This window comes from Microcoleus sp. CAWBG58, from assembly GCF_020883045.1.
Lineage (GTDB): Bacteria > Cyanobacteriota > Cyanobacteriia > Cyanobacteriales > Microcoleaceae > Microcoleus.
In genome coordinates, this window is the sequence record NZ_JAHRFA010000113.1 from 1 (window position 1) to 18784 (window position 18784).

General features: G+C 46.4%; 20 protein-coding genes and 1 pseudogene. 6 read left to right on the forward strand and 15 right to left on the reverse strand.

What is annotated here, in order from left to right; translation table 11 throughout:
- Window positions 1-238: 238 nt before the first annotated feature.
- From QZ918_RS30180 to QZ918_RS30200, 5 genes are all read right to left on the reverse strand, one after another.
- On the reverse strand, window positions 239-1636 hold the full coding sequence (locus QZ918_RS30180; protein WP_293342058.1) for a peptidase associated/transthyretin-like domain-containing protein: 1398 nt from the start codon (window positions 1634-1636) through the stop codon (window positions 239-241).
- Between the two features lie 33 nt (window positions 1637-1669).
- Window positions 1670-2149 carry a hypothetical protein gene (locus QZ918_RS30185; protein WP_293342061.1) on the reverse strand — a complete coding sequence of 160 codons (480 nt, stop codon included), beginning with the start codon at window positions 2147-2149 and terminating at the stop codon, window positions 1670-1672.
- A gap of 316 nt (window positions 2150-2465) precedes the next feature.
- Window positions 2466-3230: a Uma2 family endonuclease gene (locus QZ918_RS30190; RefSeq protein ID WP_293342064.1), complete on the reverse strand. Its 765-nt coding sequence runs from the start codon at window positions 3228-3230 to the stop codon at window positions 2466-2468.
- Window positions 3231-3518: 288 nt separating this feature from the next.
- Window positions 3519-4910 carry an asparagine--tRNA ligase gene (asnS, locus tag QZ918_RS30195; protein WP_293342066.1) on the reverse strand — a complete coding sequence of 464 codons (1392 nt, stop codon included), beginning with the start codon at window positions 4908-4910 and terminating at the stop codon, window positions 3519-3521.
- Window positions 4911-5004: 94 nt separating this feature from the next.
- Entirely contained in the window at window positions 5005-5370 is a 366-nt protein-coding gene (locus QZ918_RS30200; protein ID WP_293342068.1) for a sll0565 family protein, read from the reverse strand.
- Between the two features lie 114 nt (window positions 5371-5484).
- On the opposite strand from QZ918_RS30200, the gene QZ918_RS30205 reads away from it, so the two are divergent.
- Window positions 5485-5760: a DUF6439 family protein gene (locus tag QZ918_RS30205; RefSeq protein ID WP_293342070.1), complete on the forward strand. Its 276-nt coding sequence runs from the start codon at window positions 5485-5487 to the stop codon at window positions 5758-5760.
- Between the two features lie 238 nt (window positions 5761-5998).
- Here the strand turns inward: QZ918_RS30205 and QZ918_RS30210 are convergent, their stop codons facing one another.
- Together QZ918_RS30210 and QZ918_RS30215 are read right to left on the reverse strand one after the other, a co-directional pair.
- Complete coding sequence (locus QZ918_RS30210; RefSeq protein WP_293147533.1) at window positions 5999-6490, reverse strand: ATP-binding protein; 492 nt, start codon at window positions 6488-6490, stop codon at window positions 5999-6001.
- A gap of 195 nt (window positions 6491-6685) precedes the next feature.
- Entirely contained in the window at window positions 6686-6925 is a 240-nt protein-coding gene (locus tag QZ918_RS30215) for a hypothetical protein (protein ID WP_293147535.1), read from the reverse strand.
- Window positions 6926-7186: 261 nt separating this feature from the next.
- Between QZ918_RS30215 and QZ918_RS30220 the strand changes: the two genes are divergently transcribed.
- Window positions 7187-8077 carry an alpha/beta fold hydrolase gene (locus QZ918_RS30220; protein ID WP_293342073.1) on the forward strand — a complete coding sequence of 297 codons (891 nt, stop codon included), beginning with the start codon at window positions 7187-7189 and terminating at the stop codon, window positions 8075-8077.
- A gap of 46 nt (window positions 8078-8123) precedes the next feature.
- On the opposite strand, the gene QZ918_RS30225 is transcribed toward QZ918_RS30220, so the two are convergent.
- From QZ918_RS30225 to QZ918_RS30240, 5 genes and pseudogenes are all read right to left on the reverse strand, one after another.
- Window positions 8124-8342, reverse strand: coding sequence for a hypothetical protein (locus tag QZ918_RS30225; RefSeq protein WP_527250462.1), 219 nt, complete (start codon window positions 8340-8342; stop codon window positions 8124-8126).
- Entirely contained in the window at window positions 8243-8488 is a 246-nt protein-coding gene (locus QZ918_RS33350; protein WP_527250461.1) for a hypothetical protein, read from the reverse strand. Before QZ918_RS33350 ends, QZ918_RS30225 begins: the two co-directional genes overlap by 100 nt.
- Window positions 8489-8594: 106 nt before the next feature.
- Window positions 8595-8732: a hypothetical protein gene (locus QZ918_RS30230; protein WP_293147539.1), complete on the reverse strand. Its 138-nt coding sequence runs from the start codon at window positions 8730-8732 to the stop codon at window positions 8595-8597.
- 42 nt (window positions 8733-8774) lie between these two features.
- Window positions 8775-8966, reverse strand: a pseudogene (locus QZ918_RS30235) (hypothetical protein); the annotation flags it as partial.
- 147 nt (window positions 8967-9113) lie between these two features.
- On the reverse strand, window positions 9114-10799 hold the full coding sequence (locus tag QZ918_RS30240; RefSeq protein ID WP_293342079.1) for a transglutaminase domain-containing protein: 1686 nt from the start codon (window positions 10797-10799) through the stop codon (window positions 9114-9116).
- Between the two features lie 427 nt (window positions 10800-11226).
- Here QZ918_RS30240 and QZ918_RS30245 point away from each other — a divergent pair, with 427 nt between their 5' ends.
- Entirely contained in the window at window positions 11227-12090 is an 864-nt protein-coding gene (locus QZ918_RS30245) for a DUF928 domain-containing protein (RefSeq protein WP_293342082.1), read from the forward strand.
- A gap of 341 nt (window positions 12091-12431) precedes the next feature.
- Window positions 12432-14468, forward strand: a complete 2037-nt coding sequence (locus tag QZ918_RS30250; protein ID WP_293342085.1) for a ShlB/FhaC/HecB family hemolysin secretion/activation protein — start codon at window positions 12432-12434, stop codon at window positions 14466-14468.
- A gap of 303 nt (window positions 14469-14771) precedes the next feature.
- Here QZ918_RS30250 and QZ918_RS30255 read toward each other — a convergent pair whose 3' ends face one another.
- The 3 genes from QZ918_RS30255 to QZ918_RS30265 all read right to left on the reverse strand — a co-directional run bounded on the left by QZ918_RS30255 (window position 14772) and on the right by QZ918_RS30265 (window position 16030).
- Window positions 14772-15170 (reverse strand): alr0857 family protein, encoded by a 399-nt coding sequence (locus QZ918_RS30255; RefSeq protein WP_293147547.1) that lies wholly within the window; start codon window positions 15168-15170, stop codon window positions 14772-14774.
- Window positions 15171-15293: 123 nt separating this feature from the next.
- Window positions 15294-15467: a hypothetical protein gene (locus QZ918_RS30260; protein ID WP_293147549.1), complete on the reverse strand. Its 174-nt coding sequence runs from the start codon at window positions 15465-15467 to the stop codon at window positions 15294-15296.
- Window positions 15468-15514: 47 nt separating this feature from the next.
- Window positions 15515-16030 (reverse strand): HNH endonuclease, encoded by a 516-nt coding sequence (locus tag QZ918_RS30265; protein ID WP_293124219.1) that lies wholly within the window; start codon window positions 16028-16030, stop codon window positions 15515-15517.
- Between the two features lie 573 nt (window positions 16031-16603).
- On the opposite strand from QZ918_RS30265, the gene QZ918_RS30270 reads away from it, so the two are divergent.
- Window positions 16604-16948: a ribbon-helix-helix domain-containing protein gene (locus QZ918_RS30270; RefSeq protein ID WP_293342088.1), complete on the forward strand. Its 345-nt coding sequence runs from the start codon at window positions 16604-16606 to the stop codon at window positions 16946-16948.
- A 229-nt stretch (window positions 16949-17177) separates the two neighbouring features.
- A complete protein-coding gene (locus QZ918_RS30275) occupies window positions 17178-18518 on the forward strand; it encodes a D-alanyl-D-alanine carboxypeptidase (RefSeq protein ID WP_293342090.1) in 1341 nt (446 codons plus the stop codon).
- The last annotated feature ends 266 nt before the right edge of the window (window positions 18519-18784 follow it).

Sequence of the window (18784 nt, forward strand, 5' to 3'; positions counted from 1 at the left end):
CGTCTCGTTTCAACATCGTGGCTAATTCTGCTCTTTTTTGGATTTTCTTGGTCGCCAGCCAGTATAATACCAGTAATTTTTCTTTATTTACGGCGGTCACATGACCTTCGAGTCGATGCTCTAGTTTCTCAACCGTTTCCTGGATTTGTACCTGAAGTTTGTTCGCCATATTGGATTTCCTCTACTTTTACCTTATATTTTAGTGCAGCTTCATAGTGAATTGGTATGACTATAATTTTTATTGAGCCGACATGGTAAGGTTGTAATCAGTATCCCTAGTTTTCAAGCGAATGACAACGACGTAATCTCCCGTAGTTAAATTCTCTTTGATTACTCCAGACTTAGCATTAGAAGCTGAACTCATAGTCATGTAATTTTTTAGAACTCCTGCTTCGTCAGCTTTATAAAGAAGAATTTGTGTAACACTATTTACTCCCTCTAGACGTAAGCTAACATTAGTGGGATTAGCTAATTTAAAGTGATAGTATTTTTCTGGATACTGGGAACTAATAGTTTGACTTGGATATTTTTTCTCACTTTCGAGATAGTCAACATTTTTAGCGAGATTTGTATTATTAAATAAACGTAAAAAATATTGAGTTTCGCGAGATTTTAACTTAACGACAACGACGTAATCTCCAGTCTCTAACTTCTCTTGGATTACTCCAGACTTGGCATTAGAAGCTGAACTCATAGTCATGTAGCTTGTTACAACTCCTGCTTGATTAGCTTTATTGAGAACAATTTGTGCCTCACTGCTTACTCCATCAAGATACAAGCTAACATCGCTGGTATTTGCTAATTTGAAGTGATACGTTTGCTCTGGTAAATTAGCACTTATGCTATGCTCAAATAATTTCGAGCCTTCTAATTCTCCTATTTTTTCTGGATTAGCTCTTGGACTTTCTGAAATAATACGATTAGTTGAACTGTCTGTATTTGCGTCAGGTTTTGAAGATGAATTGGAGGGAGCTAGCGGTACGTCTGGGACTTTTCCAGTGTCTTTTGTCAAAGACTCTTTTTCCATATACTCGGATCTGGTTCGATTTTTGTCAGTTTCTAGATTGATTGTAAAATTTTTAGTTTTGTAGCCAGATTTGCTCAGAGTAACTTGAATATCTCCTCGCTCTGGAATTTCTATAGAAGTATACCCATTATCATCCGTCATCTTTTTTGTTGGCGCTCCTTTAGATAAAAAGTAAACTTTAATATCTGATATTGCTTGTTTTGTCTCTATATCTATGACAGTCAGATCGACTTTTATCGGTGTGGTTAAATTTTCCGTAGAACTTATAGGTGGTTTAGGGGGGTTACTTGAAATTGTAACAGTGAAATATCCAAGTCCTAAGCCTCCTAGTAAAGCCAAAATACCAAGAGTAATATGTAAAGGATTTAGCTTCGGATCGGGATTATTTGGTGTAGGATTCATAAGGGTATAGCTCAAATTTTCTGATTTCTCGCTCGCGCTGATGCTCTTTTTATCAAAATTGGCATCGGGGTTATTACTACTTTCTTTAAGTCTCTTACTTTCCCTCTGGCATTCCTCAATTTTTATTCGTAGCTCAAACTTTTTTTCTGTGCTGCTAGTTACTGATAATTCATACTCGTACTCAGCTTGTTTACGTTGCCAATTCACAAGCGCTTGTTCTAGCCTTTCCTTCGACACAACTTATCTCCGAACTAAACGCTTGATTGTCTTCCAGGTTTTGTGCATAACCCCTTCTGTATCCATCTCCAGCTCGTAAGAGGCAAGGAGGGGAATCAGTGGCAAAGTTACTTTCAACTTAGCTGAAGCGGCTTTGTCCCCTTCGTCCAACTTGGCTCGGATGTCTTGCAGTAGCGGAATCAGTTGGGCAGGATATTCAGTTTGCGGAATGCGCTCAATAGATTCAACAGCCTGCTCTAGTTGAGCTAGTTGAGTTTCTGCTTCTTCGTTGGAGATGATAATGGTTTCGATCGGGTACAGTTCCCAATACTCAGCTTCGTAGCGGCGAATGTCGGGGAGAATCTCTCGCTTAATCTTGTGTTTTAGCTCAAACTTAGCCGGAGTGCTATTGCTAATAGCCAGCTCCTTTTCAAACTCTCCCAGTTTTTCGTAGAGCAGTTCCAGAATCTCCTTAATATCTGCTAGTCTTTGGCCATCACTCATTATTCCTTCCTCGTTTTTTGAGTAGTTCGGACGGTTTCAATCGATGTTTTTCAACTTCGAGTTGGATTGCTAGCCCTATTATCCACAGCTTTAACTCCACCCCGCGCTGACTCAACGCTAAATTTTCTGTTCCACCCAAGTAATGAGCTAGAGCAGGTACTGGAAGTTTTTTTATCAATGTTAGCAAGTATTTTCAATTGTGTGTATGATATTGGGATTGTTTTACACAATATGCTCGCTGTATCCCACACTTGTTCAACATCTCTCAATTTCGATCGCCCCCCAGAAAAACTCAACTAACGAACATCCCGCCCGTTCATGCTAGCCGATCGGGATCGACACCCAACTCTCGCAACTTTGCCGCCAATACCTCCGCCCGCAGACGTTCCTGTTCGGCCCGCTGGCGTTCCTGTTCGGCCCGCTGGCGTTCCTGTTGGGCTTGTTCCGAACTCCACAACAGCAAATTTCCCTGGGAATCCCACCAGCGCAGCCAATTCATAGTTTGCCCCAAACGTTCCCCCCGCCAAATCCCCAGCCACAAATCCAACTCGGGAATCCGCACCCGTCCCTGTGCATCAGCAGCCTGGGTTACATAGCTCCCATTTTGCAGATACCGCACTTCCAACTTGTGCTCGTAGGGGTCGTAAGTAACATAGGTAGGCACTTGCAGAATCTGCTCGTAGAAGTAGAGCTTACCGTAGGGAGGAGTCGATCGCACCGACAGTTCCCCATAATCTTCGTCAGACAAAAACTCCATCACCACCGATATCGGCGCACCCTCCAGATTGGGCGTGTAACTGCGGCGAATCGTCCCCTCAGCAACTGGATGCGCTTGCGGCACGTAAAACCAATCGGGTGCTTTGACTACAGTTTTCTGATTGATAGTCGCTACCAGTCCAAAATTAGAACCAATAAGGGCGAGTCCAATGCGTCCGGCGGCTCCCAGAGCATCGGTGAGAGCAGCAGCAAGGGGCGGTTGTTGAATATTTTCCACGGGATCGTCCGGTAATATAAAGTCGGCTGGTAGGGCTTCCCAGGTGACAGTTGGTGCCTTGGAACTCGATGAGATTTGAAGAACCATTAGTTTATACCATTTTAGATTTTATATTTTAGTAGGGACACGGCATTGCCCATTAGTGTCAACTTAAGCCTGAAAGCCATGAGAATTCTCGCTTTTAGCTGAGTCTAGATCCCCCTAAATCCCCCTTAAGAAGGGGGACTTTGAAAAGACTCTTGTCCCCCCCTTCTTAAGGGGGGCTAGGGGGGATCTAGGCTTAATAGTCTTGCCAGCAGTCTCTGACTGGGTTTAACGTTAAGTTGACACCAATGGGCATTGCCGTGTCCCTACGTTTTGCCACACAATCGTCAACTAAAAATCAATAGTCAAAGGTGCTCTCGGAAACGGAATCACATCGCGAATATTCCCCATTCCAGTCATAAACTGCACCAGCCGTTCAAACCCCAAACCAAAGCCAGCGTGAGGCACAGTACCGTAGCGGCGCAAATCCAAATACCACCACAACTCCTCCTTATTCATACCCTGGGCTTCCATGCGCCTCTCCAACACATCGAGCCGTTCTTCCCGCTGCGAACCGCCGATAATTTCCCCAATATTCGGAGCCAAAACATCCATGGCTCGGACAGTTTTCTCGTCCTCGTTTAAACGCATATAAAATGCTTTAATCCCGACGGGATAATCGCTGACAATGGTCGGCTTTTTAAACAAATCCTCAGCCAAATAGCGCTCGTGTTCCGACTGCAAATCTAAGCCCCAGCTTACCGGAAAATCAAACTTTTTGTCGGCTTTTTCCAAAAGTGCGATCGCCTCCGTGTAAGTAATCCGCTCAAACTGATTGTTAATAATATTTTCAGCCGTAGCCAAAACCGTCTTATCAATCCGCTCGTTGAAAAACTCCATATCTTCAGGACAATGCTCCAAAACAAAGTTAAAAATGTACTTTAAAAATGCTTCAGCCAAATCCATATTACCCTGTAAATCGCAGAAAGCCATCTCCGGTTCAATCATCCAAAACTCAGCTAAATGCCGCGAAGTATTAGAATTTTCCGCTCGGAAAGTCGGGCCGAAAGTGTAAACATTGCCGAAAGCCATCGCCATAACTTCCGCTTCCAACTGACCGCTAACTGTTAAATAGGCGCGCTTTCCAAAAAAGTCTTTCGCATAATCAACCTCTTGCGAATCAGTGCGCGGCACATTTTTTAGATCGAAGTTAGTAACAGAAAACATTTCCCCCGCACCTTCGCAATCGCTAGCAGCCAGAATCGGAGTGTGAACCCACAAAAAACCGCGTTCTTGAAAAAATTGGTGTACCGCCGCCGAACAAGCATTCCGCACTCGAAAAACTGCACCGTGGGTGTTTGTGCGCGGCCGCAAATGGGCGATTGTTCGCAAAAATTCCAAGGAATGCCGCTTTTTCTGGAGCGGATAAGTTTGCGGGTCTGCTTCGCCGTAAACTTGTACTTGTGAAGCTTTCAACTCAATTCGCTGTCCCTTCGCCGGAGATGCCACCAGCACCCCCGAAACTTCTAGAGATGCACCTGTATTTAACTGTTTAAGTACATTTTCAAAATCTGGCAAATCGGCATTGATAACTACTTGTAAATTAGCCATCGCCGAACCGTCGTTGACTTCCACAAAGGCAAATTCTTTCAATTCGCGCTTAGTACGAACCCAGCCTTGAACAGTTACGGTTTCGTCCGGTTCACCAGCGCGCAAAATTGCTGCAATTCGTTGATTTGTCATATCCACTCCCGTTTATTTAATATTTTGCACCACAATTCTCTCTTTTCTCTTCCTCTGCGCCCTCTGCGCCCTCTGCGGTTAAAAAAATCCAAAACTATCCCGTATAGGATTTCAAAATCCAACCAAGCAAAATGCCGAGTCCCCCAAAGCGAACCGCTTGCCAAAAAGGTTGTTTTATGCTTCCCCAAGAAAACAGACTGCTTTCTAAATTTAACTCGATCGTTTCCAATTCTTGCTCAATTTCCCGCAATTCTTTCTTGAGTTGCGGTAATGGATTTTGGCGCAGAGACTGGCGGACATCTTCTCGCCGGTTGCCGAGTTCGGCTTGGCGCTGGCGATCGCACTGAATCTGAGTGTAACGCTCTTTGACGGATGCGAGCGATCGCTCCACTGCTGCGATCGCCTCCACAAACTCATTTTCTGAATCTTCCCGATTTAACTCTGACGGCTGTTGAGGCATTTCGATCTGCAAACCCGACAATACTTAAAAAAACAATTCCCAATTAACTTGTTATTATATGCAGTATATTTTTTCAATTCAGAAACCGCAGCCAAATAGCTATAATTGCCATCTATGCTTGAAACTACACAAACAACCCAAACTGTCAACCTCAACGAGCTGAGCACAGTAGAACTGGCTCAAGCCCTAGCAGCCCGCCTCGCCATTTCCGAAAGAGATTGGCACCGCCTCAAAGCCAACCGTTCCGCCCGGGCCGGAGAGCAAGCCGCAGCCGCTTTGGTCTTTTTGCTGAAAAATCAGCCCGAAGAAGCCCTCCCGCGCCTCAACCAAGCAGCAGGATGGCTGGATCGATCGATCTCTGCCCCTCCCTGTCCCACTCACGGCAAATAATTTTGAGTCTTGAGTTAAATATTTGACAAGAGCCCAAAACTCAAACAATCGCGCTACTCGATCGAGCAGCGCGATTGCGAGCTAAAAAAGATTTATACTTTTCTCACTCAAAACTCACATTTTGCATTATCATCTACTATCAATAGCTTGATACTCAAAATTTTCCATCCTCGGTTCAGCGAGGAAACGAAAAAATTGCAGGTCGAGCTGAGCTGAAAAATGCTACCAAATATCAGTTCTAGCGCAAGCGAGGCAGCCGGTAGCGACTGGGAAGTTCTTTGCACAGCCGTAACTCTGTGCCTTGAGAATTCCACTCAACCCGATCGAATATTTGGTAAAGGATAAACAGCCCCCTACCACATTCTTGTTCAACATGGGGGAATGCAGAATTATCTGCAACATCCTCTGCTATGAGACTGTCGCAAGTATCGGTATAAAGGTCGCAACCGCAAGGTGCTTTAAAGCCACAACCTTCGTCTGATATCACCCACCAATATTCGTTTTGGACGATAGAAAAACGGACTCCAACAGTTTTACTGGGGTCTAACTTATTTCCATGCTTGGCAGCATTTACCAAAGCTTCTTGAAGCCCCAACCGTAATTCCGCTTGCCAGTGAGGCGGAATCTCTGCTAGGAGCAGATCCAAAATAGGACAAAGGTATAGGGTAGAAGCGAAGCTAATCGTAATCCAATTGCGTCCGACGACCGGACGGGCTGAGATAGCAATCACTCAGAAAACTCCCTAACTTTCAGGTGGATAAACTTCACACCCTGCATAGTTGGCTCCCTAGTATTCAAAATACTCATTAATTGAGCGGCGCAGCTCTATTTCTATCTTAGAGTATCAAAGCCGTTAAGAAAAGCAAAGAACATCACAAAATATTCTGCGATTCTCAGAAACTTTTGCCAAGAACTACCAGTAATTTTACTTATAACTTCTACCCGCAGCCTGATTTTTGAGATCGGCTTTTGCCGGGGCACGGTCGCTGAACCCGCTGCATCCCAAGCCGTCAACAGCTCGCTTACCAAACGATCCCCACCTTGAAAAGATCGGAAACCCGTCCAAAAAAGTCGATCCCTTGACTCCTAGCCAATGGGGATCGACTCCCACCACCACAGCTTGGGCCCGATCGCCTAGATCTCCTACTTGTGCCAAAAATCGCAAGGATCCTACGTAGGTGTGTTGCAGTCGAAACCAGATATATTTCCCAAATGCCGATCGAATACTGAAAATCCGACTGCTGCGACCTTTACCAAATCAATATTTGTTACAAAACTTATTTATTATGAGTGCGATCGCCCGCACTAGCCCAACTCGACCAACTTGACGTATCCCTTACTGGCAAAACCCCAGCGCGTTGGCAAAACTTTATAAATCTGAACCTCACGATACAATAGTTAAAGTAAATACTTATTTCTTTACATTATGCAAACAATCCCAGCCATCACCGCAGCCCCCATTCCAGGCACATACTGGCAATGGCGGGGCCATTCAGTATACTATGTTCGATCCGGCGATCGACATCCAGAACGCCCTCCCCTGCTGTTAATTCACGGTTTTGGAGCATCCACAGACCACTGGCGCAAAAATATCAGCGGGCTGAGCAAAGACTTTGAAGTCTGGGCGATCGACTTAATCGGATTCGGGCGATCGGCAAAACCCGAAATCCAGTACAGCGGCGAGCTCTGGCGCGACCAACTCCACGACTTTATCACCAACGTCATCGGCAGGCCCGCCGTATTAGCCGGCAACTCCCTCGGAGGCTACGCCGCCTTGTGCGTAGCAGCCCAGCGTCCCGAATCGGCGATCGGACTCATCTTAATCAACAGCGCCGGCCCCTTCAGCGAACCTCAGCCCGCACCCGAAGCCCCGCCCTTGCAAAAAGCCATATCTACCGTAGCTAAAACCTTATTTCAGCAAGATTGGGCAAGTTTTCTGCTGTTCCAATACGTGCGCCAGCGATCGACAATTCGGAAAACCCTACAAAAAGTTTATCTCGACCAAAGCGCCGTCACAGACCAATTAGTAGAAGAAATTTACCAACCCTCCTGCGATCCGGGTGCACCCAAAGTATTCGCCTCCGTCTTCCGAACACCCCAAGGTGAAAAAAACGACGTATTGTTGAGTCAATTAAATTGCCCGCTGCTAATGCTGTGGGGAGAGGGCGATCCGTGGATGAATTCTACCAACAGAAGCGCCAAATTCCGCGAACATTATCCGCAGTTGACAGAACACTTTATCAAAGCTGGTCACTGTCCCCACGACGAAGTACCAGAACAGGTAAACGAACTGATTCGCGCGTGGATAATTGACTAGGGCATAGGGCATAGGGCATAGGGCATGAGTTACTGGTTATTGGTTGTTAGAACGAACAACTAACAAGAAACATAGGACAAATAAGCTCCGAGGCATTTAAATTGCACGTCCGAATAAAGTTAAACTTTTGTGGGGCGGGCATCTTGCCCGCCCTAAAGATACAATTTAAATGCACAACCAATAACCAATAACCAATAACCAATAACCAATAACCAATAACCAATAACCAATAACCAATAACCAACAACCAATAACCAATAACCAATAACCAACAACCAACAACCAACAACCAACAACCAACAACCAATAACCAACAACCAATGACTTCAAGTGTGTTGATTGTGGCGCGGGTGTCCCGCCCGTGAATCCTACTAAATCAAATAGGTTTGTAGTGAGGACTTCAGTCCGCATCAATTTTTGCGGACTAAAGTCCTCACTACAAACCTCTAAAGACCATCCAAGTATGTCGCCTTATTTATTAGCATGACAAATGCAATTTGTCAACAGCAAATAGCGACTATTTTTTACGTTTGGCGTTATCTAACCGCCTCCGATCGCGCCATTCAACTGCTGTCAAATAAGCGACCCCGCCAGTCACTGTCAGCAACAGCACAAAGGCTACCAAAACCAGCAAATTAGCAATCGAAAATTCCACAACCCCTCCTGCTTGCCTTATACTTGAGATTTAGACTTGAGATTATGTGCGATCGCACAAACGACATAAAATTAGTTTGTAGCGAGGAATGGCAATCCTCATAAAACTCTGCGGACTAAAGTCCTCACTACAAACCTGCGGACTAAAGTCCTCACTACAAACCTGCGGACTAAAGTCCTCACTACAAACCTGCGGACTAAAGTCCTCACTACAAACCTGCGGACTAAAGTCCTCACTACAAACCTGCGGACTAAAGTCCTCACTACAAACCTGATAACGGTTATTGTACCGGACGTGTTTTGAATTGGGCGAGAGGGGGAGATGAGAAAAATCCTCCCTCTGTCAACTGTCAACTGTCAACTGTCAACTGTCAACTCTTCCTTAAAACAACTCTTCCAAAATTGTAAACCGGACATGATTAATGGCCAGACTTCCCACGGAAACATCCTCCTTCTTCAAAGGCAGACCCCCGCTGGTGAGACTTTGGAAGCGAATTCCCTTGCCAATTTCCACGTGATACCAAGCTAAACCCATAAAAAACCGCAAAGGATAAGGGCCTCTGTCTTGAATGTCATCAGGATTAGATTCCATCGGCACCCAGCCAAAACCTGGAATGTAAAACTCCAGCCAAACGTGATTGAAATCGGGTTCCAGCGGCAAACCTTTTCTGTCAGCAAAAGCCGGACACTTATAGCGCCCAATTGTGCGACAAGCAATCCCGTTCAACCTTGCCAAAGCCAACAACAACCCCACATACTCGCCACAAGAACCGACGCCGCGACGCAGTACAATATCGGGAGTGTCAATGTGAGGTCTAATCCCGTAGGAAAGTTGGTCGTAAACAAAATTGCGAATGCTCAGTAACTTCCTCAGAATATTAGTTTCTGTGCCAATGGAAGCCACCGCAGCCGATCGCACAATCTCCGTATCCATCGCCAAATTATCATTGTCCACCAAATACTTCGCTGCAAACTCCGGCGACAGTGGCGGTATCTTTTCTACATTCCGAGGTGACAACTGATACTTGATCGATCGCACTTCCAACAAAGCCTTCCAGCCAAAAATTCGCCGTTCCCCCTTCAAGAGGCGATCGAACTTAAACACCGCCACCCGTTCCCCTTCCTGAATTTCCTCAGTAAAAGGCATCCCTATCGGCGTAATTTTCCTCACTTTTTGCCGGTGAGTGTCCGAAGGTAAAGCAATCCGCCACTCCAATTTATCGATTTCTACCTCATCCAGAGGAGACAGTTCCTCGACATAGGACATTTCCATCAAAAAACCGTTTGACAGAGCGTAGCGTTCGGCTTCATTGTAGTGAAAAGATAAAGGGTGAACAAAAGTGCGATCGCGCTTCGTCAACTGAAAAGGATCTTCCGAATTCGGATCGTCCCGGATATAAAGTTCATCCCCGGCATAAGCCACGTACAGAACCTCTTCGCCCGTCTGGGCATCTTTGTGAAAAGCCAAACCCGAAGGCCACTCAAAGGGAGTCAAAACGCTAAATTTAATCTCCCCAGTTGCCCGTTCCAAACAGTAAACAGTTTGCTCAGTCTTGTCGCAAACCCAGAGTTCCTCATCCCGGACAGTGATATTTTCTATGCCAATACCGGGAGCGTAAAACCGAGTAATTTCCCGACCAGTTTTTACATCAAAAACCAGAATATAGCCCAATCTCTGGCAAGTCACATACAGCGTAGATTGCCAAACTGCAATACCGTCAGCGGGATAAGAAAGGGAAACAAAATGTTGCGGTTTGAGTTGTGCGATTGCCCCATCCCGAATTGCACCCGGACAGCAACAAATATCCTCATCTCGCGAAAACCAGAGAGTATCTTCCCAAATCGCCAGCCCGGTTGCGCCTGCAAACTTACCCGTTTGATGAGGATTCAAAACAGTAGTGTTGTCAGTTTCTCGATCGATCTCCAATAGTAGCCCTTCGGTGCGATCGACCGCGAATAACCTATTTCCTAAAAAAGTAATGCCGTGCAGCGCCAAGACCCCGATCGGTCTTACCATCCGCAGCCCCGAAGGCTGTTTGTCCGAGAGAACAGGTGAATCGAGATTCATGCTAAATTTTTTTGCCGCTATTGTATTGTACAGAAAACTTAATTTGCTCACTTGTAGCCGATCGCTTTAGGCTCATCAGCAAAATTGCCGAGGTTCCTGATATCCTGAACTGACGCATCAACCGGTTTTTCTACGAAAAGACGCTTTTTAGCCTGCGACCAGAGTAAAAAAAACGGAATATTAGTCTTTCTGAACATTGGCTTTGACAAGCTCAACCCAACCTGCTGTCGTGCAGGCAAGTAAGTATAACTACTAAGCTACCACTGAAAAACGCGACACAGAATTCCATCTTGCTCAGAAGGGCCAAACTAATCGTATCTGTTGGAAGATATAAATTAAGTACAACAGATTACTAGATCCGTCAAAACCTTGGGTAGAATAAAATCGTGTGTTTAAGTTCCTAGGTTCATTAGAAGGCAGGTTCGTCATGGCTTGGAAGTCTGCTCTAAACATCGGTGCTCTTTCCTTAATTCTGTCTCTAGAGGGAGTTGCCGTTGGTAGTTTAATACCAGCAGAGGCTCTCAACAGCCCCGGTAACAATGTCCGCCGCCCCTCACAACCGCAGCTACCACTCAACTGGCAAACAGTTCAACCCCCGGAACTAACTGGAAGCAGACCGAACAACCAGCAATTGGGAGGCACGTGGAATAACTTTCAACCGCCGGAGCAGGGAGTACCCGGAAGGCGGGAAGGGGGAGGAACCCGCGGCTTAGAATGCACTGCCACAAATGCCTTAACTGCCTTGATTCCCCAATCAACTATGGGGCAAACAATATCAGCAAAGCCGACATTTTTCTACTACCTTCCCGTAGCCATCGACAAAACAGTTCAGTTTGAGTTAGCAGACGAAAGCGACAAAACGGTATACAAAAAAAGTTTTCGGATGGTAACGAGCCGTCCTGGTATCGTTAGCATCAACCTCGCCTCCGACGGCAACTCGCCAGCCCTGGAAGTTGGCAAAAACTATCAATGGTACTTTACTATCAAATGCAACCCAAAAAACTATAGAGATGAGGTTCTCGTTTCAGGGTGGATAAACCGCATCGCAGTTGCCCCAACCTTGAAAACAGAGTTGGATCGATCGCCCGAGGGTCGCGCCAAGCTGAGCATCTTCGGCAAACAAGGTCTCTGGTACGAGTATTTGGCAGCTCTAGCTCAATTGCGCGTGGAGTCTCCCAGCGATGCCAGTTTAGCGATCGAGTGGTCAGAAGTGTTGAGTGCAGTCGAACTCGGCAAAATTGCCCGAGAACCATTAATCCCCAGTGAGTTAACACCCATCGCCAAAAAATAATTCCATACCAGATACATTTAACCTGGCAAATCCAGGAGCATTAAGATTCGCTAGGAAAAGCTCGGATGTTGCAACTGGGCATTTCTTATTGAAGCGATCGCTCTTCAAATCGTCCTAGAGTCCAGATCCTCGTGACTCAATCCCCCAATCGCCCAAATCTAAACTCTAAAATCTAAAAGATCGATCGACTTCGATAGCAAAATTGAGATGCTCCCGATCTCCTTGTCTCTGGAAAGCCGGACTATTGAAAATTTTATCGTCAAATTGCGCCGAATACTAAATGGTAAACTTGCATAGTGCAAGCAGCAGGCAAACTTATTTTACAAAAAATATTATTAATTATGCGCCCGAGAGCAAATATTGCAATATTTCGGTTGGGGATTTCACTTCTAACTGCGCTCCCCATTGCTTGCTTTGATGCCCATCAAGCTATATCCCAAACGGAGGATAGTTCTCAGTTGCCCGCCGCCGCTCACAACTTAGCCGATCCGGCCAACCGAGTATTAGCACTGCAAAAACTCGAAATCAAGCAGGATGAAACTGCAACTAACTCCAATCAACTGCCGGATTTTGCCGAAAACAATCCTCTTGACAACCAAGCCGATCGCTGTTCCACAATTAATAAAACTGGTTGTGATGCGCATCCGGAACCCGAAAGACTAAATTTAGTTAACACTGAGCCAAAATGTGAGAATCCCGTAGATTGCGATCTTTTAACCCAAAACTTACAAAATACTCCTCCAAACCTGCCCGCGCCACCGACTCAGCCAGATCCCAATCGCGATCGATTTTTGCAACCGGCCCCGCAGCCTTCCCCAGAACCTCCTCAAATACCGCCACCAGTTGCACCGGAGCGCCCGTCCCCAGTTCCCCTGCCACTCCCGAATCAGGTAATTCAGGTGCAGAAAATTCAAGTAGTTGGCAGCACAATTTTAAGCCAAGACGAAATTAATGCCTTAGTCAAGCCGTTAGAGGGCCGTTCTACCACGCTAGAACAGCTCAAACAAATCGCCGACAAAATTACCGAAATTTACCTCAATCGCGGCTACATCACTTCGAGAGCCGTCTTGCCGCCCCAAACTATCACCGCAGGAGTAGTCAAAATTCAAGTTATCGAAGGCAAGCTGACCCGAATTGAGGTAGAAGGAGCTAAAAGATTGCATCCAAGTTACATCCGCAGCCGGATTCGACTCGGTGCCCGAATGCCTTTAAGTACAGCTTCATTAGAAAACCAACTCCGGCTGCTGCGAGTCGATCCTTTATTTGACAATGTAGAAGCCAGCCTGCGGGCTGGGGATAATGAAGGAGAGAGCATTCTGATTGTCAGAGTTACGGAAGCTAATCCATTTCAATCTAGTTTCAGCATTGACAATTATTCGCCTCCCAGCGTCGGTTCTGAAAGATTGGGTGTTAGTTTGCGGCACCGCAATCTCACAGGAAATGGCGATGAACTTGCGGGTGCTTATTATCGATCGCTCGGCGATTCAGATGTCTTCGATTTCAGCTATCGCTTGCCGCTAAATGCGATGAACGGCACGTTGCAATTGAGGGCAGCGCCGAACCGCAACAGTATAGTACAAGAACCTTTTGATTCTGCTGACATTTCGGGAAAATCACATTTATTTGAAGTTAGTTACCGCCAACCGCTGCGGAGAACGCCGATCGAAGAATTTGCCTTATCTGCCGGTATTACTTATCAGAAAGGCAGAACTTTTGTCGCCGGTGTACCAACTCCATTTGGCTCGGGCCCTGACTCCAATGGTGTCACGACTACGACTGCGATTAAGCTGGGACAGGACTACATTCGGCGCGACCCCCAGGGTGCTTGGGCTTTGCGATCGCAATTTACGATCGGCACAAGCTTGTTTGATGCTACTCAAAATGAAGGTTCTGTCCCTGACGGACAATTTTTGAGTTGGCTGGGTCAAGTGCAGCGAGTACAGCGATTAAATGATAAACATTTATTAATTTTGCAGTCAGACTTGCAACTTTCTGCTAATAGTTTGTTACCTTCGCAGCAATTTGTAATTGGCGGCGGGCAATCTCTGCGCGGCTACCGCCAAAATGTGCGTTCTGGCGATAACGGCTTCCGACTGTCGATCGAGGATCGGATTACTTTGCAGCGGGATGCTTCGGGAAATCCCAAACTTCAATTAGCTCCTTTTTTGGATGCGGGTACGGTGTGGAACGCTCCCAACAATCCTAATAAAATAAGCTATCAGACATTTTTAGCAGGTATGGGTTTGGGGGTAATCTGGGAACCGATACGGCGGGTGAACTTGCGTGTAGATTATGCTTTTCCTTTGGTGAGAATTACCGATAAAGGCAACAACCTGCAAGATAACGGCATTTACTTCAACATCATTTACACGCCATAATACCAATTTAATGTGAAGTTGCATATATCTGGATCCCCCTCGCATCCCCATGATAGTCGGGGGACTTTGAGAAGAATCTTATCCCCCCCTTATTAAGGGGTGTGCCAGGGCGATCCGAATTATATGCAGCCTTATAAAAAATTGGTATAAGGGGAGTCGGGGATGGAGAAAGCATCCGATCGCAAAAAGCATTTTTTTTACAGCAGTGCTGTCCCCGCTCGCGTATTGTATCACTCGCGAGCGGGGACAGCGCTATAAAAGCTTGCGCCCAGATGCTCCCTGCCGAACTTTCTCGATCGGATATTAATCGCCGACTTCGCCGACAACCTCGGCAGCAGCCTGAGTTTCGAGCCAGAGTCCGAGCAACAACCGCTCCGCCCGATCGCTCAAAACAGTCGCAAACACCCCCTGGGCGCCCTCAGACGCCTCTCCAATCCACGTACCCCGCAGAGTCACCTCGACAAAATCAGCATCAGCAACACAAAGGTCGATCGAATCGGTATCATCTCGGCGGGCCTCAGATTCCAACAGAGACAGCGCCGGCAAATTCGCGGGCAGCAAAAATGCCGCAGTGCTCGGTTCAACGCTGATGCTTTGACCAACTCGCATAGCCAGCACAACTCGCAGCGCCACTAACTGTTCGGGAGATTGAGCCAAACGCTCCAGGTTAAAGCCCGTTTCAGTGTAAGTCAACTTCAGCATATTGACAGCCCTAAATTTGGAATTGAAAATTTGTCAGTAGTCAGTAGTCAGTAGTCAGTAGTCAGTTGACTGTTGTCAGTTTGCTTAGAAAAGGCTCGAAGGGTAATCAGCAGTCATCAGTCCTTAATGATTAGGATTTTCCGACGCTCCTAAACACACAGACGAAGGATAGGGCATTTGGTTCAGAGAAGCCCTGGCAGGGGAAATAAAATTTTTTCGATCTCGATCGATATCGAGAATCTTTTCCACTTTCCAATTACCAATTCCCAATTCCCAATTACCAGTTACCAATGACAACTGAGAACTGTCAACTGTCAACTGTCAACTGTCAACTGACTAATGCCCTATTCCCCAATTTGGTATTCGTGCCAAAACATTTCGGCAAAAGCAACAGTGGGGTGAATGGGAGCCTTTGGCTTGGTTCGCAGAGGCATTTGAGCTTCTATGGGAGTTCTGTCGCCCTTACGAGAGTTGCACCGTTCGCAAGCAGTCACCACGTTGTCCCAAGTATGCAGCCCGCCCTTCGATCGAGGCATCACGTGATCCAGCGTCAAATGCCGGTTGCTGCCGCAGTATTGGCAAGCATGAGAGTCTCGGCGCAGAACTTCCCGGCGATTGACCGGCGGAACTTTCCACAGCCGTTCCCTGTTACCAAAAGTCAAGCGGATTTGTTCGGGTACGTGGATGCTGGTGCTGGGCGATCGCACTACATAGCCATTGCCGGTGCTAAAATCCAGAGGTTCAGCCTTGCCTGTTACCAAAAGTACGATCGCCCGTTTGATGTTGACACGGCTCATTGGTAGGTAATTTTGAGAAAATACCACAACAGATTGCCTCAATACATCAGTTACTACGGTCACGGCTTGCTCCTCCTCGTTTGGATTTTAGATTTTAGATTTTAGATTTTAGATTTTAGATTTGGAATACTTCCCAGCATTGGCTACATCTAGTTTTCGCTAGTTCCCCAAGCCTTGCCAAATTGCTCCAATCTCCAATCAAATGCCCCCGCTTCTCCTACGAGTGAAGCGGGGGCCAGAAAAACTGCTTTCATGCAAATTTTCATCTTGTGTTGGTACAGTCGTTTAGCTGTACCTCCCGCTTCGCGTATCTTTATGATGTGGCCGTGCCACTTCCAGACCGTCCCGGTCTACCTCGTTGTCATTAATTTCTGCAATTAGTCCTAATCCACTATAACCGGGTTTAATTGGGCTTGTCCCAGCCCACGAGGTCGCTGTGAGGCTCGCCAAACCCGTCCCAAAGACTTGCCGTGAGGACTCAGCGCCACCCCTGGGGCGATCGCACTTGAGTTGATAAGTAGAATAGGTGGGGAAAAATTTCACAGTAGGCAGAATAGTGATCTGAGACCTTTAAATCTAGCTTTAAACATACTACACTGATATTACAGATATGTCCACCCGTCACGGAGAAAAATTATGCATACCCTACCTAGAACCTCAACCACCGAAATGGAAGTCACCAGCATTCGATTGGAAAGAGAGCTCAAGGAGAGATTGAAAGAGCTTGCTGGGAATCAAGGCTATCAAGCTTTGATTCGAGATTTGCTCTGGAATTACGTCCAGCAGAAGTCTGGAGAGTATCGTCAGATGTTTTGTCGATCGGATATTCGAGCCAGCATTAACGCCACAGCACAGCAGGAGGAACGCTGCGCCCTTACAGGAGAGTTGATTCGAGTTAATGAGCCGATGTTATTAGGCTTGACGATGCACGGCGAAATGGTGCCCCTGAGTATGGGGAGTATAGGCAATATGGCTGGATAAACCAGTTTACCGAGAATTTGTGATTGCGATCGGCCTGGGGTGAGAACCCCAGGCGCTGAAGATAAAACCCGAAGCATTTCCAAGATATCTATATTTAACGAACCGCGAAGACACGTTAGACGAAGCCGCGCGTAAGCGCTGCTTGGCGCGAAGGAAGATCCCAGAAGGAAGAGGCACTGGCTAATGCTAAACTTTCCATCGGGTGTGCCCAAAGACGATCGTAAATTTGATGGAAAAGATTAAGGTAATGCTGAAAAACCGCTACTTGAGTGCTGTAAGCTCGATCGCCCTTCTCACAATTATCACCGGATGCGCCGCTACCGAATCACCCCAACTTGCAACTCCCTCTCCTGTAGCCGAATCTTCCCCGCCACCAGTTAAACCAAATCAGCCGTTAACAGTCTCTGTCAACAATCCCGAAACCGCCACAAATACCAAAATCCAGCAATATCTAAACGGATTGACGGCCCAAGGTTCTGCCAAAGAAGACCAAGGAATCTGGATGCAATCGGGCAATACATTACTCGCCAATCATCAAGGTACAGTTCCTCTGTCAGCCGCTTCCATTACCAAAGTAGCAACATCTCTGGTAGCCCTCCAACAATTCGGGCCGGAACATCAATTTATCACCGAAATTAGTACCAACGGCACCATCAAAGACGGCGTATTAAAAGGCGATTTAGTAATTGAGGGCAGTGAAGATCCGTTGTTTGTGTGGGAAGAGGCGATCGGCCTCGGTAACATCTTAAATAAAAAAGGCATCAAACGAGTCACTGGCAGTTTAATAATTGTCGGTAAATTTTACATGAACTTTGAATTAAATCCCCTCAAATCAGGAGAATTGCTCAAACAAGCATTGAACAGTGAAATCTGGCCCAGCGAAGCAGCCGCCCAGTATCAAACACTTCCTCCCAATACACCGAAACCCCAAATAGTAATTGATGGTACTGTCAAAGTTTTGCCAGCACGTCCCAGCGCCGTACCGTTAGCCAAACATTATTCTTTACCCCTCGCCGAACTGATCAAAAAAATGAATCAGTACAGCAACAATCTCATGGCAGATATGCTAGCTGATACTGTCGGTGGCGCCAAAACAGTCGCGCAAAAAGCAGCAGCAGCAACCGGAGTTCCTTCCGCCGAAATTCAACTCGTCAACGGTTCCGGATTGAGCGACGACAATCGCATTTCTCCTAGGGCTGCCTGCGGGTTATTTATCGCTTTAGAACGCTACCTGCAACCTTACAACATGACAGTTGCTGATGTCTTAACTGTAGTTGGCAAAGATAAAGGAATCTTGTCAGAACGGGCGCTGCCAAAGCTAGCAGTAGTCAAATCTGGCACGTTGGATAATGTTAGCGCTTTGGGCGGAGCGCTACCCACTCAAAAACAAGAAACCGTGTGGTTTGTGATTATGAATCGAGGGGCAAATGTCGAGGCATTTCGCACTCAGCAAGAGGTTTTGCTGAAAAGCTTTTTGACTGAATGGGGAAGCGTTCAAGTTTCGCCGCCGGAATTAACGCCAAATCCTGCTAGAAGCAGTAAGGTATCTCGCAGCGAACTTGTTCTATAACATCAGATTTGATAAATAATATCAGGGCTGTTTCATTCTCCAAAAAACGAGGATTTTGTAGGGGTAGTGCCAACAAAGCCTACCCCGCCCCACCAACGAAAAATCGTTTATTTCTGAGATCTGGGCGGGCACGGGGGCACCTGACAGGTGTAGGTTTTTTACAACTAGGAGGAGTTACAAACATAAAAGGCATCCACAGGAGTGTGAGGGAAGGAACTCCAACGCTCCAGATGAATGGGAATATTGCTAAGTAAATTAGCCATCAA

Bases quoted from the DNA above. Each gene is read 5' to 3' on its own strand.
- QZ918_RS30270 (WP_293342088.1), top strand. From the start codon at position 16,604: ATGCATACCCTACCTAGAACCTCAACCACCGAAATGGAAGTCACCAGC.
- QZ918_RS30200 (WP_293342068.1), bottom strand. From the start codon at position 5,370: ATGCCTCAACAGCCGTCAGAGTTAAATCGGGAAGATTCAGAAAATGAG.
- QZ918_RS30255 (WP_293147547.1), bottom strand. From the start codon at position 15,170: ATGCTGAAGTTGACTTACACTGAAACGGGCTTTAACCTGGAGCGTTTG.
- QZ918_RS30250 (WP_293342085.1), top strand. From the start codon at position 12,432: ATGCGCCCGAGAGCAAATATTGCAATATTTCGGTTGGGGATTTCACTT.
- QZ918_RS30240 (WP_293342079.1), bottom strand. From the start codon at position 10,799: ATGAATCTCGATTCACCTGTTCTCTCGGACAAACAGCCTTCGGGGCTG.
- QZ918_RS30220 (WP_293342073.1), top strand. From the start codon at position 7,187: ATGCAAACAATCCCAGCCATCACCGCAGCCCCCATTCCAGGCACATAC.
- QZ918_RS30185 (WP_293342061.1), bottom strand. From the start codon at position 2,149: ATGAGTGATGGCCAAAGACTAGCAGATATTAAGGAGATTCTGGAACTG.
- QZ918_RS30190 (WP_293342064.1), bottom strand. From the start codon at position 3,230: ATGGTTCTTCAAATCTCATCGAGTTCCAAGGCACCAACTGTCACCTGG.
- QZ918_RS30275 (WP_293342090.1), top strand. From the start codon at position 17,178: ATGGAAAAGATTAAGGTAATGCTGAAAAACCGCTACTTGAGTGCTGTA.
- asnS (WP_293342066.1), bottom strand. From the start codon at position 4,910: ATGACAAATCAACGAATTGCAGCAATTTTGCGCGCTGGTGAACCGGAC.
- QZ918_RS30245 (WP_293342082.1), top strand. From the start codon at position 11,227: ATGGCTTGGAAGTCTGCTCTAAACATCGGTGCTCTTTCCTTAATTCTG.
- QZ918_RS33350 (WP_527250461.1), bottom strand. From the start codon at position 8,488: ATGCGGACTGAAGTCCTCACTACAAACCTATTTGATTTAGTAGGATTC.
- QZ918_RS30205 (WP_293342070.1), top strand. From the start codon at position 5,485: ATGCTTGAAACTACACAAACAACCCAAACTGTCAACCTCAACGAGCTG.